Raw genomic sequence first — 13,619 nt, 5'->3', positions numbered from 1 at the left:
CAAAATACCTCCCACAACCTTGTGGAAAGCAAATAGCCCAAGTTATTCAAAATTCATACAACTTTAGTAGTAAAAAGAAAAACTATGCTGAATGAAAGGTTATCAACTTAAAAAATGGCACACTTATAAATATCAATAAGTTACGAAAGAAAGCAAAGGAATAACGTACACTATAATGACTCACAGATCGCTGTTACCTCTAGATTTTGATATAGATCAACAGAACGTAAAAAAGCGCCCTTAGGCGCTTTTAACTCAATCACAAATACAGAAATTAGTGATGCTAAACCGAAGGTTCAATCACTTCTTCTGATGATTGTTCTAAAGCAGAGCCCTCTAGATTCGACTCTGGACTCAAAGGGATTACATCAGAATCACTTTCATTGGCAACTTTACCACCTAGGTTTCTCAAGCTGTCCACTAGCTCTTCTAAACTCTTAATATGCGCATCACTCTTGGTAATCTGCTCATCTAGAAGATTGCTATGCTTAGTCGCCTCAGACAATTGTTGCGCCTGCTTCTGATTATCACTCTCTAGCTTAGCGAGTTGTTCAGTCAAAGTTTCAATTTCTGACTTTAATGACGCCGTCATATCTAAGCTTTTTAACGCTTTCACACTCGCTATAATCTTCTGAGATTGCTGACGCAACCCAACATCTCGGTAATCTTCATCATTAACCACTTGTGAAATGCTCAGCAACTGATTCTCTGCATTCAAAACCGACTGTTCGAACTGGTCGCCTTTTACGCTCGCCAGCACTTTGACTTCATGAGCAACACTGCGTACGTGGTTTAATTCGAACTCCGCAGCGTGAACTGCGTCTTCAATGATAGACTTTTCACGGGGACTGGCTTTCACTTGGCTTTCTGCCAAAGCAATTTGAGATGCCGCTTTAGCAAACGTCAGTGGAACAACGTCATCGAAATCTTCATCTTCCAAGAACTCTAATTCGTTCTTCAAAGGTTCGATGTATTTCTTATGCGCCACTTTAACTTCTAGTAAGCGAGCATTGTTAAGAAATTCCACCTGCGCTTCTTGAGCGTCTTCAAGCTCATCGACCAGCACATACTCGAACAACTCGCTGTATTCTGAATACAAACGTTTGTAGCTCGAGGTAAACATGGTATCTGCGCCAAGAAACTTCAGGTAATCCATTTGGACAATCGAATCCGCGAGTACTCGATCAGCCTTCTTCTTTAACACTAAGATCGAGTCATAGTTTGATTTGATCAAAGCGATTTTTTCATCGAAGGCTTCAGCGTAAGTTAGGCTCGAAAAAATGGAGTAACTCTTGGTTATCCGAGTTTCGTCTTTAAGTAAGTCCGCATAAATGCTTTCAGCATCATCCCATGCGTCTAATAGTTCATTGTAATTCTCTGGTGCATAGAGAGACAATTGAGCATGGTCTTCAAGCTTAACTTCCCATTCGGAGTAAACGCTTTGGACAGACTGAAATGAACGGACCTCTATTGTCGATTCATTATTGTTGTTTGTGGTTTGGTTCGCGTCTGTCTGCTCTGAGGGTGTACTTTGACAACCTGAGATAGCAAATAGCATACTGATCGTTAATGCTACTTTGTTCGCTCTCACTTATGCATATCCTTTTTATACAATATTCGCTCAATGCAAATTATTTCTAGTCACAATATATTACAACCACTTAGCAATAAACATCACTGATGATTTAAGTGGGTGCAAATCACCCAATATAACCAAAATAAACTCATCACTCGATGATTAATCAATCAATTTGGTATCACTTATCAATTCTCTTTATTTGCTATTGCCTGAGCCGAGAATGCGCACTAAGGTGAAGGTAGAGAACGTTATGAATATATAGGTCAATTATGAAGTACAACGCTGAACATATTGCTGATTTAAACCTCCTTCTTCAATTTGATGTAAGTAGTGCAGCTACTGGAATTAAAGTCCATCAAGAGGCAGCTCAAGAAACTCAAGACGCTGTTAAGCGCCTATTCGAAAAAAACCTCTGTACTCAGCCAGACGGCGGTTACCTAACAGATGAAGGTATCGAGATGGCAGAGCGCGCAGACAAGCTTCTTCGCGTACTAAACTAAAGCTCCATTGTTCTAGTAAAAACTCCACTTGCTTCGGCCGTGGAGTTTTTTCATTTTTGGGCAAAGCTTTGTTAGGCTTATTGTAAATTCGTCATTTGCAGTTGTGAGGAACACATGGCTTCTATATTTATTGTCGGTGCAGGATGGGTAGGTGCACCTTTATCTGAACATTTAGAAAAACATGGTAACCGAGTAGTGGTCACGAAAACGACCCAAGCGGGAGCAGATGCCATTGGTAGCGAACAAATTCCATGTGAAGTGTTTAGCTTTGATTCATCCGATCCACAACAGACTATCGGGCGACTCTATTCATTGTTACTCGAAAACAACACTGAAATTGTGATTGGCAGCTTCCCTCCTGGCTTTAGAAAAGGAGCAGGACAAGAGTATGCCGACTACTGGCAGCAACTCACCAATGCATGCCAAAAGGCCAACATTAAAAAGCTCATTATGGTTAGTTCAACTACGGTATACCCAACTAAGCCGGGTGTGCTGAACGAGCTGGATGCATCACTCCCTCTTTCGACCTCAGATAACGAGCACGCGTCTTTATTTTCCGATAACGCACGAATCATGCTGCAAGCTGAACAGTCAGTGATTGATTCCGGTATCGACTACACCATTCTTCGCTTTAGTGGCTTAATCGGCCCAAGCCGTCACCCATCACGCTTCGCAAGCAAGTTAAAACAAGTCAGCACTCAAGCTCCAGCCAACATGCTGCACCTTGATGATGCAATTGGTGCTGTCGATTTCGCTATCAGTCAACTGCACAATGAAATAGTTAACGTGACCACACCAAATACAGTCAGTAAGGCGGAGTTTTATGCCGCGGCACTGAAAAGCGCCAACAGCAGTGAGCCTCTGCCCGCTGTTGTTGATACCCCAGACAAGTTAATCTCTTCGAAGAAGATTCTCGACTTAGGTTATTCATTTAAATTCGAATCCACACTGGACGCACTTCATGACTGAACAATCTATTGCTAACAAAAATCCCAACATAAAACTGCATCGCTCAGTCGACACCCTTTGGAACTTTATGTCGATGGGTCACAAGGTTACGCCTTCCGACTGTATCTTTGTATTGTGTAGCAACGATACTCGCGTAGCTGAATATGCAGCCGAGCTTTATCACCAACAGATCGCGCCTTACATCGTTTTTTCTGGCGGTGTGGGACGCTTTACCGAAAGAAGCTTTGAACGCTCAGAAGCAGAAACATTCGCTTCTATCGCACGAGATTGTGGCGTGCCTGACTCTGACATTATCATAGAGAAACACGCAACAAATACTGGGGAAAATGTACGATTCACTCATGAGTTGCTGACAGAAAAAGGGTTATCGCCGAAGAGGCTAACCTTAGTTCAGAAGCCCTTCATGGAGAAACGTACCTACGCAACCTTCAGTAAACAATGGCCTGACGAAACTTCCGAGATTACCGTGACGTCGCGATGGCAAACTTGGGATGATTACTTTAACGAAGAGTTGCCGTTAGATATGGTGTTAGGCGCATTAATTGCTGATTACGAGCGAATCAAATCCTACCCAGAGAAAGGCTTTCAGATTGAGATGCCGATCCCCGACGACGTTGACCACGCCTATCAAGCATTGAAGAAGCTCGGTTTCGAATAAGCAAAAGTTAGACTTTGAACAAAGTAAAAGCTCGGCAGGAAATAAAACAAAAGCTCGGCTTGGAAGAAAGCAAAACACAGGCCCAATAAACAAAAACGGTGACACTTGGTCACCGTTTTTCGTTCTTTCGCGTTAGCAAATAGAGCTGCTTATTTACCTAACGCTTCTTTGTAGTGCAGACGGCAAACAGAAACGTATTTGTCGTTACCGCCAATAGCCACTTGGTCGCCCTCAGCAATCGCCACACCGTGCTCGTCGGTACGAATTACCATGTTCGCTTTACGGCCACAGTGACAAATTGTTTTAAGCTCAACAAGTTTATCTGCCCAAGACAGTAAGTAACGGCTACCTTCAAACAGTTCACCCAGGAAATCGGTACGTAGGCCGTAACAAAGTACAGGGATGTGCAGCTTATCAACCACTTCTGTTAATTGGTACACCTGCTCCTTCGATAAAAATTGGCACTCATCGATCAAAACACAATGACGCTTTTCTTCCTCATTGAGCTTTTTGATCGCATCAAACATGTTGGTGTCATTTTTAAACAGCTGAGCTTCAGATTGCAGACCAATTCGTGAGCTCACTTTACCGATACCATAGCGATCGTCCAAAGCTGCCGTAAAGATCACTGGCGTCATGCCACGTTCTTGGTAGTTGAATGAAGATTGAAGAAGCGTTGTTGATTTACCCGCATTCATTGCCGAGTAATAAAAATACATCTGAGCCACAGAAATATTCCTGTTAATTAAAAGTTGAAGATAGAAAAGGTGAAAATAGAGAATTCGTGCTAGAAAAAAGGGCTGAAAATCAGCCCTTTTTATAAGATTTACTTACGACGCCAAGTCGTGCCTTCTGGGCCATCTTCCAGAACAATACCCAACTCATTTAGCTTATCACGTGCAAGATCGGCGTTTGCCCAATCCTTTGAAGCACGAGAGTCGTTACGCAGTTTGATCAACGCTTCGATTTCAGCCACTTCGTCGTCGTTACCTGCCGCATCACCTTGTAGGAAGGCTTCTGGCTCTTGATGAAGAATACCGATGATGTCTGCTAGTTCACGCATCAATGCACCCAGTCCGCTTGCTTTTTCAATGCTTTCAGGCTTGATACGGTTGATTTCACGAGCCATTTCAAACAGTACTGAATAAGCTTCAGGTGTGTTGAAATCATCGTTCATCGCTGTAGAGAATCGAGTCACGTACTCTTCGCCACCGGCAGGAGCGGCTGTAAGGTCTAGGCCACGAAGTGACGTGTATAGACGCTCTAGTGATGCGCGAGCTTGGTTTAGGTTATCTTCGCTGTAGTTTAGCTGGCTACGGTAGTGACCAGACATTAGGAAGTAACGTACCGTTTCAGCATCGTAATGTGCTAGCACGTCACGGATAGTGAAGAAGTTACCTAGTGACTTAGACATCTTCTCTTTGTCTACCATCACCATACCACTGTGCATCCAAGTATTTACATACTGAGTGCCGTGCGCGCAGCAAGACTGTGCGATTTCGTTTTCGTGGTGAGGGAACTGCAGATCTGAACCACCACCGTGGATATCGAAGTGGTTACCAAGAATAGACGAGTTCATTGCTGAACATTCGATGTGCCAACCTGGACGACCCGGGCCCCATGGCGATTCCCATGTAGGTTCACCTGGCTTAGACATCTTCCAAAGAACGAAGTCTAGTGGGCTGCGTTTTGCAGATTCAACATCAACGCGAGCACCCGCTTGAAGCTGATCAAGGTCTTGCTTTGAAAGCTTACCGTATTCGTCGAATTTCTTTACTTCAAACATCACGTCGCCGTTGCTTGCAACGTATGCGAAACCACGTTCAATCAGCTTTTCAACAAGCTCGATGATTTCAGTGATGTATTCTGTCGCACGAGGCTCAACATCTGGACGCTTCATGTTCAATGCATCAAAGTCAGCGTGCATCTCACCGATTAAACGCTCAGTCAGAGAGTCACAAGACTCACCGTTTTCGTTAGCGCGTTTGATGATTTTGTCATCGATATCTGTGATGTTACGAACGAAATTCAAATCGTAACCAAGGTAACGAAGGTAACGAGTTACTACGTCGAAAGAAACGAACGTACGACCATGACCAATATGACAGAGATCGTATATGGTTACCCCACAGACATACATGCCGACTTTGCCAGCTGTAATTGGTTTGAATTCCTCTTTCTGTCTTGTGAGCGTGTTATATATCTTCAGCATGATCTCTATCTATTTTATGGATTAATCAAAATAAGCTCGCAGTATAACAAGTCATACCTTAATAGGTAATCCCCAAAAGCAGGAATTACCTCAAACATCCGAGTTAAGTTAATGATTTGGTGATTTGAAAGTCTGCCAACATGCGCTAGAATTCGAACTTCATATTAAAAAGACAGTAAGGTAACAATCATGATCATCCTTCACACAAATTTTGGTGATATCAAAGTTCAACTTAACGAAGAAAAAGCACCAGAAACAAGCGCAAACTTTCTACAGTATTGCCGTGACGGTTTCTACGACAACACACTATTCCACCGTGTTATCGATGGTTTCATGATTCAAGGCGGCGGCATGACTTCTGGCCTTAAAGAAAAGGCAACTCGTGCAACGATCAAGAACGAAGCAAACAACGGTCTAGCGAACAAAGTTGGTACGCTAGCAATGGCTCGTACTATGGAACCGCATTCAGCGAGCTCTCAGTTCTTCATCAACGTTAACGACAACTCTTTCCTAAACTTCCGTAGCGAAAGCCTAGACGGTTGGGGCTACTGTGTATTCGCAGAAGTTGTTGAAGGCATGGACATCGTAAACAAGATTAAAGGTGTTAGCACTGGTTCTATGGGTATGCACCAAGATGTACCTCTAGAAGAAGTGATCATCACTGGTACTACAATCGAAGCTTAATTCATCGCTTTCGGTTAGTATTGATGAGCCGATAAAATCAGGATATAGGGAGCGAATCGCTCCCTTTTTTTAGACCTATGAAAACATATTTTATATCAGATCTGCACCTTTCTCCGTCACGAGAAGACATCACAGACTGCTTCTTAACCTTTATGAAGAAAGAAGCCGTAGAAGCGGATGCACTTTACGTATTAGGTGACCTTTTCGAATTCTGGATTGGTGACGATGATAAGAGTGAATTCGCGACTTCTATCCGCCAAGCGTTTATCGACTTAGTGAAAACAGGCGTGCCTTGTTACTTTACTCAAGGGAACCGCGACTTCTTAGTCGGCAAAAAATTTGCTAAGCAAACGGGCGTACAACTTCTCGACGAAGTTTCTACGATCGATATCTACGGGCAAAAAGCGGTAGTATTGCATGGAGATACCCTATGTACTGAAGATGTAAAGTACCTCGCCTTTCGCGAAAAAGTGCATCAGCCATGGTTACAATGGGTCTTCAACCGAATTCCATTTTTCATCAAGAAGAAAATTGTTTCAAAGGTTCAATCAGATATCAAAGATGACAAGCAGACCAAGTCTCTCGACATCATGGATGTGACACAGCAAGAAGTCGAAGATGTGATGGAACGAAACAATGTCGATCTGATGATCCACGGCCATACTCACCGCCCAGACATCCATACATTTAATGCTAACAATTGCACTAAAACCCGTATCGTACTTGGCGATTGGTATACGCAAGGCTCAGTGCTGGTGTTCACGCCGCAAAGTTTTGAACTACAGAATCGAGCGTTTAGCAATAGCTTTTAACATCACGCTTAAACTTTCACTTTGATTATTATTGTCGGTCAGACTTTCTTAGAAAGTGTATGGTAATTTCTAGTGAATTAGCTATTATCTCTCTACCAGAAATAAACCGAACACAGTACCAAGTTGAAATATTCATACGTAGCGCGTCAACCAATACTCGACACAGGCAAGAAAACCATAGGTTACGAGTTGCTATTCAGGGATGGTCCTAAGAACACTTTCCCTGAAGTAGAGCCGGAGCTCGCTACTAGCCGTTTGCTTTCCGATCACTTCTTATCGACCCACTATAATACGTTGGGTGATAAGCTTGGGTTCGTGAACTTCCCATATGCAAGCCTAATCAACTTAGTCCCTACTCTGTTCCCCAAAGAAAGCCTCGTTGTTGAGGTTCTTGAAGACTGCGAACCAACAGACGAATTACTTGAAGCAATCAAAACCATCTTTGACGCGGGTTATACCATTGCGCTAGACGACTTTGTGCCAAGTAAAGCTTGGAAGCGCTTCTTACCCTACGTTTCAATTATCAAGTTCGATATCCGTTTGACGCCAATTGCCAAAGCAGCGATGTTTATGAACTCTCTCAAAGGGCTAGATATCAAGTTCCTTGCTGAGAAAGTAGAAACGTACGAAGAATACCAAGAAGCGAAAAAAGCAGGCTTCACCTACTTTCAAGGTTATTTCTTTAGCAAGCCAGAGATGATCCAAACGCGTGCTCTCAACCCGGCATTCCTGACGACCGTTCAGCTGTTAAAAGAGATTGCGCACGACCCTATCGACTTTGGTGAAGTAGAGCGTTTGATTACGCTCGATGTGACCATGTCGTATAAGCTACTTACCTACGTAAACTCCGCTGGCGGTTCACCAACAACGATTCGTTCATTCCGCCAAGCGCTTATTTACCTTGGTGAACAGAAACTGCGTAAGTTCGTTTCACTGGTGGCGATCGCATCAGCGAAAGAAGACAAGCCGGACTCACTCTACGGTTTAGCGGTATTACGCGCGCGTCAATGTGAACTCTTGGTTGAGAAGATGAATGTTAAGGTTGAGCCTGGACAAGCCTTTTTGACCGGTATGTTCTCTCTGTTGGACTCACTCTTTGACCAACCATTGAAACAAGTACTCGATTCAGTGCCGATCGACATCGAGATCAAACAAGCCTTGATTCAACGTAAAGGCGTGTTAGGTGCTGTATTGGCGATGGTGGTTGCGTATGAGCAAGCTCGTTGGGAAGAAGCGACTCGTATTCGCCAGCTTCTCAAACTGAGTGAAGCTCAACTTGGTCAAGCTTATGACGAAGCGACGACTTGGGCTCAAGAGCTATTGTCTCCAGCCTTGAAATAGTAAACTTCGCGCTAACACTTTGATAATTTCAATAACTTCAACAGAAACTAAACTTTGGTGAGCGATCGTTTCTTGGTAAACTCCCACGCATTCACTTATGGCCTCTTAATAGAGGCCATTTTTACAGGATCTGACTATGTCTTTATGCCCATGCGGTAGCAAAAATACTTACCAACAGTGCTGTGAATCAGCGCACCTTCACCACAGTGCTGTTGAAACGCCTGAACAGTTGATGCGCTCTCGTTATTCAGCGCACGTGTTGGGTTTAGTTGACTATGTTGTTGCGACTTACCACCCTAGCTGCAACGCAGAAGCGCAAAGAGAAGGTATTGCCGAATCTATCAACAGTGATTGGGCAGGACTAGAAGTCATCGATACTGCGGTAGGCTCGCACCAAGACGAAGGCTTTGTTGAGTTTAAAGCTTACTTCAATGAAGAAGGCGCACAATACTGCATGCAAGAACGCTCTCGCTTTATACGTGAAGACGGTCTTTGGTACTACATTGATGGTACCTTCCCAGAGCAGGAACAAACTACACAACCAGAAATTGACCCACGCTTAAATCAAACCGTTGAGAGCTTTAAAATCGGCCGTAATGATCCGTGTATTTGTGGCAGTGGTAAGAAATACAAGAAGTGCTGCGGGTAACTCGTTCGACTAAGAAGTCAGATTAAGAGAAGAGATTCCTGATGTCGCTTAGGCTCCTCGGAATGACGCAAAGTCAGAGGTTAGAAAAGTGACGTAGGGCTTAGAAATCTTGAAACCTTGAAATCTTGAAATCTTGAAATCTTGAAATCTTGAAAATTAAAAAACTAAAAAGCCCCGTAAACATGTTTGTTTGCGGGGCTTTTGTCTGTCTTTTACGCGGTTCTATTAATCTAAAGAGAGCTTACTTATGACGCTCTTTCAGCTTGTTTACCACATCATCCATCGATAAGCCTTGGTCTTGAAGAAGAACCATTAGGTGGTAAATCAAATCTGCTGATTCACACACTAACTCCGCCTTATCGCCCGACGTCGCCGCAAGCGCGACTTCAACGCCTTCTTCGCCCACTTTTTGCGAAATACGCTTGGTGCCACGGGCATATAGACTGGCAGTATAAGAAGATTCAGGATCGGCGTCCTTGCGGGCAGCCAATAGCTGCTCAAGCTGATGAAGCCACACCATCTGAGACTCTTCTTGCTTGTCTCCATCCCAACACGTTGTTGTACCTGTGTGGCACGTTGGACCAATGGGATTAACTTTAACCAGTAAGGTGTCGCTGTCACAGTCCAAGGCGATGTTTTGCAGTTGCAATACATTGCCCGACGTTTCACCTTTCGTCCAAAGACGCTCTTTTGTGCGAGAGAAAAACGTCACATTGCCAGTTTCACCCGTTTTCTCAAGTGCGGCTGGGTTCATGTATCCCATCATTAGCACTTGGCTTGACTGGTAATCTTGAACAATCGCTGGCACTAAGCCATCTACTTTTTCCCAGTTAATACGCTCTGACAATGCGCCTACTTCTGTTTTTGATAAGCTTACGGGTTCAAAACTCATAGTCGCACCTCTACATCTTGTTGTTTTAAATACTGTTTAAGTTCACCAATATTGATGACTTGTTTGTGGAATACCGAAGCCGCAAGTGCTCCATCCACGTTGGTCTTTTTATAAGCTTCAGCAAAGTGCTCCATTGCACCAGCGCCACCAGAGGCAATCAATGGCACATTACACACTTCACGCACCATGTTTAACTGATCGATATCATAGCCGTTACGAACGCCATCTTGGTTCATCATGTTTAACACAATCTCACCTGCGCCACGCTTCTGTACTTCCTGCACCCAATCTTTGGTTTCCCATTTGGTTGCTTTAGTACGCGCTTCATCGCCTGTAAATTGGTAAACCTGATATTTACCGGTTTCTTTGTCGAAGTATGAATCGATACCGACAACGATACACTGAACGCCAAACTTATCAGCAAGGTCAGTAATCAGCTGTGGATTAGCCAATGCAGGTGAGTTGATTGACACTTTATCCGCACCAAACTCAAGGATGCGCGCTGCATCTTCTGCTGATTTAATACCACCAGCGACACAGAAAGGGATATCGATCACTTCAGCTACGCGTTTCACCCAGCTTTTATCGACCACACGGCCATCACTTGATGCGGTGATGTCATAAAATACCAATTCATCGGCGCCCTCTTCTGCATAGCGTTGTGCTAGCGGAACGATGTCACCAATAATTTCGTGGTTACGGAACTGAACGCCCTTAACCACTTGTCCGTCACGGACATCCAAACAAGGGATTATGCGCTTTGCCAACATGCAAATGCCTCCTCTGCGGTAAACTTGCCATCAAGTAGTGCACGACCCACAATCACACCCGCAACACCGCTGCCTTTTAGCGCTTCGATATCAGCTAGGCTGCCAATGCCGCCCGATGATTGGAATTGCACTTGTGGGTACTGCTTACAAAGATCAACATAGAGCTCTACGTTTGATCCTTCTAGCGTGCCATCGCGTGAAATATCGGTACACAGCACGTGTTTAAGGCCAACCGTGAGGTAGTCTTCAATCAGCGCTTCAATGGTCACACCTGAATCTTCTTGCCAACCTGAAATCGCCACTTTACGTTTGCCGCTTTCATCAATGTTGATGTCTAGAGCCAGCACGATTTTTTCCGCGCCATACTTCTCCATCCAACCTTTCACCAACTCAGGTTGCTTAACGGCTGTAGAACCAACCACAACGCGCTGTGCGCCAGCTTCTAGCAGATCAACGACATCTTGTTCGTTACGCACGCCACCACCAATCTGGATGTTCGCAGGCGTGCTAGCAAGGAGCTTAGCAATCAAGTCTAACTGACGAGCCGTTGTGTCTTTTGCGCCCGTTAAGTCAACAAGGTGCAGCCAGCCAGCGCCAGCTTGGTGGTACAGATTAAACTGCTCTGCTGGGTCTACTTTGTATTCTGTTACTTGCCCGTAGTCTCCTTGGAATAAGCGAACTACTTGGCCTTCAATTAAATCTAACGCGGGAATAATCATTTACATTCCTTATATGGCAACGTTAGCCGCTGCCTAATCCTTATTACAATTCCAAGAAGTTCTGAATCAGCTTAGAGCCAGCTTTCGAAGATCGCTCTGGGTGGAACTGAACACCATAATAATTGCCACTTTGAACCGCCGCAGTGAACGGATTACCGTAATCACATTGTGCGATTGTGTAGTCGCCCACTGGCATTGCGAAGCTATGAACAAAGTAGAAGTATTCGCCTTCTTCAATGTCTTTAAATAGCGGGTGATTAGGCGTTGCTGTTACTGTGTTCCAACCCATGTGTGGTAATGGTAAGTCGCCCGTTTCAAGTAAACGAACTTCGCCATCACACAAACCTAGGCATTCAACTAACTCATCAGCCTTTTGACCTTTCTCTTGAGACAGTTTGCCTAACAGCTGCATACCTAAACAGATACCCAGCAGAGGCTTCTCAACTTGCTTGACAAGGGTAACAAGGTCACGCTCTTGCAGGTTCTTCATTGCCTCACTTGCTGTACCTACACCGGGTAGGAATAGCTTGTCGGCAGCAAGAACCACTTCTGGTTCTTTTGAAATTTCAACTGCGTAGCCCAAACGTTCAATCGCAAACTTCACCGATGAAACGTTGGCACAACCAGTATCAATAATAACGACTTTTTGCTCTTTCATACCGAACCCTTACAGAACGCCTTTGCTGCTTGGTAACTCGTTACCTTCAACTTTGATTGCTTGGCGAAGAGTACGGCCAAACGCTTTGAACAGGCTCTCAATGATGTGGTGATCATTATTGCCATCAGAAGAAAGGTGTAGCGTACAAGCCAATGTATCAGTTAGAGAACGGAAGAAGTGAACCACCATCTCGGTTGAAAGATCACCCACTTGCTCACGGCTGAACTTAGCATCGAACTTCAGGTATGGACGACCAGAAAGGTCTAACGCACACTGAGCCAAACACTCATCCATTGGTAGGCTGAAACCAAAACGGCCAATACCACGTTTGTCGCCTAGTGCATCTTTCAATGCTTGGCCTAAAGCAAGAGCGGTATCTTCTACTGTGTGGTGATCATCGATGTGCAGATCGCCTTTCACAGTCAGGTTCATTTGGAAACCACCGTGTGTCGCGATTTGATCAAGCATGTGGTCGAAGAAACCCATGCCGGTATCGATCTTGTTGCCACCGGTTTCATCAAGGTTTACTGCAACCTTGATATCGGTTTCTTTAGTGGTACGAACTACTTCAGCAATACGCGCATTAACCGTCAGATCTTTAACGATTTGTGGCCAGTTAAGCGTGCCTTCAGTTTCCGCATCCGGGCTATATTGAATACCGCGGATTGCCATGTTCTCTGCCAGTTGAAGATCCGTCATTCGGTCGCCAATCACAACAGAGTGTTGGAAATCGACTTTACCGCCTTGTAGGTACTCTTTAACCATACCCAGTTTAGGCTTACGGCAAGAGCAGTTGTCTTCGTCAAAGTGAGGGCAAATAAGCACGTCGTCAAACTTAACGCCTTGAGATTCGAAGAACTCCATCATCATATTGTGTGGTGCATCGAAATCTTCTTGTGGGTAGCTATCGGTACCTAGACCATCTTGGTTAGTCACCATCACTAGACGGTAACCAGCGTCTTGCAGTGCAAGTAGGCTAGGAATTACTCGCGGTTCGAATTTTAGCTTGTCTAAACGATCTACTTGAAAGTCAACTGGCGGCTCTACAATTAAGGTGCCGTCACGGTCTATAAAAAGTATTTTCTGTTGTTTACTCACTTGAACTTCCTTTTAATTTTAAATCTGGTGGCCTAGCTAAAATCAAACGCTAACCCAAAATATTGGTTTCACTTGCCA

At 44.3% G+C, this 13,619-nt stretch carries 15 protein-coding genes; 7 read left to right on the top strand and 8 right to left on the bottom strand.

Going from position 1 to position 13,619, the window contains the following annotated elements; translation table 11 throughout:
- Positions 1-283: 283 nt before the first annotated feature.
- Positions 284-1,591: an ATPase gene (locus AB4274_RS03600; RefSeq protein ID WP_372111016.1), complete on the bottom strand. Its 1,308-nt coding sequence runs from the start codon at positions 1,589-1,591 to the stop codon at positions 284-286.
- 257 nt (positions 1,592-1,848) lie between these two features.
- Between AB4274_RS03600 and AB4274_RS03595 the strand changes: the two genes are divergently transcribed.
- From AB4274_RS03595 to AB4274_RS03585, 3 genes are all read left to right on the top strand, one after another.
- On the top strand, positions 1,849-2,079 hold the full coding sequence (locus AB4274_RS03595; protein WP_017060280.1) for a TIGR02647 family protein: 231 nt from the start codon (positions 1,849-1,851) through the stop codon (positions 2,077-2,079).
- A gap of 114 nt (positions 2,080-2,193) precedes the next feature.
- Positions 2,194-3,048 carry an NAD(P)H-binding protein gene (locus tag AB4274_RS03590; RefSeq protein ID WP_017060279.1) on the top strand — a complete coding sequence of 285 codons (855 nt, stop codon included), beginning with the start codon at positions 2,194-2,196 and terminating at the stop codon, positions 3,046-3,048.
- Positions 3,041-3,706 (top strand): YdcF family protein, encoded by a 666-nt coding sequence (locus tag AB4274_RS03585; protein ID WP_032545711.1) that lies wholly within the window; start codon positions 3,041-3,043, stop codon positions 3,704-3,706. Before AB4274_RS03590 ends, AB4274_RS03585 begins: the two co-directional genes overlap by 8 nt.
- A 149-nt stretch (positions 3,707-3,855) precedes the next feature.
- Here AB4274_RS03585 and AB4274_RS03580 read toward each other — a convergent pair whose 3' ends face one another.
- Positions 3,856-4,434, bottom strand: coding sequence for a thymidine kinase (locus AB4274_RS03580; protein WP_017060277.1), 579 nt, complete (start codon positions 4,432-4,434; stop codon positions 3,856-3,858).
- Positions 4,435-4,532: 98 nt separating this feature from the next.
- Positions 4,533-5,918, bottom strand: coding sequence for a cysteine--tRNA ligase (gene cysS, locus AB4274_RS03575; RefSeq protein ID WP_017060276.1), 1,386 nt, complete (start codon positions 5,916-5,918; stop codon positions 4,533-4,535).
- A gap of 189 nt (positions 5,919-6,107) precedes the next feature.
- Between cysS and AB4274_RS03570 the strand changes: the two genes are divergently transcribed.
- The 4 genes from AB4274_RS03570 (at position 6,108) to AB4274_RS03555 (ending at position 9,404) form a co-directional block, all read left to right on the top strand.
- Entirely contained in the window at positions 6,108-6,602 is a 495-nt protein-coding gene (locus AB4274_RS03570; protein ID WP_017060275.1) for a peptidylprolyl isomerase, read from the top strand.
- A 77-nt stretch (positions 6,603-6,679) separates the two neighbouring features.
- Complete coding sequence (gene lpxH, locus AB4274_RS03565; RefSeq protein WP_017060274.1) at positions 6,680-7,414, top strand: UDP-2,3-diacylglucosamine diphosphatase; 735 nt, start codon at positions 6,680-6,682, stop codon at positions 7,412-7,414.
- 123 nt (positions 7,415-7,537) lie between these two features.
- Positions 7,538-8,755 carry an EAL and HDOD domain-containing protein gene (locus AB4274_RS03560; RefSeq protein WP_029235889.1) on the top strand — a complete coding sequence of 406 codons (1,218 nt, stop codon included), beginning with the start codon at positions 7,538-7,540 and terminating at the stop codon, positions 8,753-8,755.
- Between the two features lie 136 nt (positions 8,756-8,891).
- The gene (locus AB4274_RS03555; protein WP_017060272.1) at positions 8,892-9,404 is read left to right on the top strand and encodes a YchJ family protein; all 513 of its coding nucleotides are present in this window, start codon (positions 8,892-8,894) and stop codon (positions 9,402-9,404) included.
- A gap of 241 nt (positions 9,405-9,645) precedes the next feature.
- Here the strand turns inward: AB4274_RS03555 and hisIE are convergent, their stop codons facing one another.
- Genes hisIE through hisB form a run of 5 tightly spaced genes read right to left on the bottom strand, consistent with a single transcriptional unit; the run spans position 9,646 to position 13,541 of the window.
- A complete protein-coding gene (hisIE, locus tag AB4274_RS03550) occupies positions 9,646-10,296 on the bottom strand; it encodes a bifunctional phosphoribosyl-AMP cyclohydrolase/phosphoribosyl-ATP diphosphatase HisIE (protein ID WP_017060271.1) in 651 nt (216 codons plus the stop codon).
- Positions 10,293-11,066, bottom strand: a complete 774-nt coding sequence (gene hisF, locus AB4274_RS03545) for an imidazole glycerol phosphate synthase subunit HisF (protein ID WP_017060270.1) — start codon at positions 11,064-11,066, stop codon at positions 10,293-10,295. The genes hisIE and hisF overlap by 4 nt, the downstream gene beginning before the upstream one ends.
- Positions 11,048-11,785, bottom strand: a complete 738-nt coding sequence (gene hisA, locus AB4274_RS03540; RefSeq protein WP_372111014.1) for a 1-(5-phosphoribosyl)-5-[(5-phosphoribosylamino)methylideneamino]imidazole-4-carboxamide isomerase — start codon at positions 11,783-11,785, stop codon at positions 11,048-11,050. The genes hisF and hisA overlap by 19 nt, the downstream gene beginning before the upstream one ends.
- Positions 11,786-11,828: 43 nt before the next feature.
- The gene (gene hisH, locus AB4274_RS03535) at positions 11,829-12,443 is read right to left on the bottom strand and encodes an imidazole glycerol phosphate synthase subunit HisH (RefSeq protein WP_017060268.1); all 615 of its coding nucleotides are present in this window, start codon (positions 12,441-12,443) and stop codon (positions 11,829-11,831) included.
- 9 nt (positions 12,444-12,452) lie between these two features.
- Entirely contained in the window at positions 12,453-13,541 is a 1,089-nt protein-coding gene (hisB, locus tag AB4274_RS03530) for a bifunctional histidinol-phosphatase/imidazoleglycerol-phosphate dehydratase HisB (protein ID WP_017067390.1), read from the bottom strand.
- Positions 13,542-13,619 lie beyond the last annotated feature (78 nt).

Source organism: Vibrio sp. 10N.261.55.A10, from assembly GCF_041470825.1.
GTDB lineage: Bacteria > Pseudomonadota > Gammaproteobacteria > Enterobacterales > Vibrionaceae > Vibrio > Vibrio crassostreae_C.
This window is presented reverse-complemented; position numbering and strand designations above follow the sequence as displayed.

Coding starts and splice junctions, on each gene's coding strand:
- AB4274_RS03570 (WP_017060275.1), top strand. CDS start 6,108: ATGATCATCCTTCACACAAATTTTGGTGATATCAAAGTTCAACTTAAC.
- AB4274_RS03590 (WP_017060279.1), top strand. CDS start 2,194: ATGGCTTCTATATTTATTGTCGGTGCAGGATGGGTAGGTGCACCTTTA.
- AB4274_RS03555 (WP_017060272.1), top strand. CDS start 8,892: ATGTCTTTATGCCCATGCGGTAGCAAAAATACTTACCAACAGTGCTGT.
- hisIE (WP_017060271.1), bottom strand. CDS start 10,296: ATGAGTTTTGAACCCGTAAGCTTATCAAAAACAGAAGTAGGCGCATTG.
- AB4274_RS03595 (WP_017060280.1), top strand. CDS start 1,849: ATGAAGTACAACGCTGAACATATTGCTGATTTAAACCTCCTTCTTCAA.
- hisF (WP_017060270.1), bottom strand. CDS start 11,066: ATGTTGGCAAAGCGCATAATCCCTTGTTTGGATGTCCGTGACGGACAA.
- hisA (WP_372111014.1), bottom strand. CDS start 11,785: ATGATTATTCCCGCGTTAGATTTAATTGAAGGCCAAGTAGTTCGCTTA.
- lpxH (WP_017060274.1), top strand. CDS start 6,680: ATGAAAACATATTTTATATCAGATCTGCACCTTTCTCCGTCACGAGAA.
- AB4274_RS03585 (WP_032545711.1), top strand. CDS start 3,041: ATGACTGAACAATCTATTGCTAACAAAAATCCCAACATAAAACTGCAT.
- hisH (WP_017060268.1), bottom strand. CDS start 12,443: ATGAAAGAGCAAAAAGTCGTTATTATTGATACTGGTTGTGCCAACGTT.
- cysS (WP_017060276.1), bottom strand. CDS start 5,918: ATGCTGAAGATATATAACACGCTCACAAGACAGAAAGAGGAATTCAAA.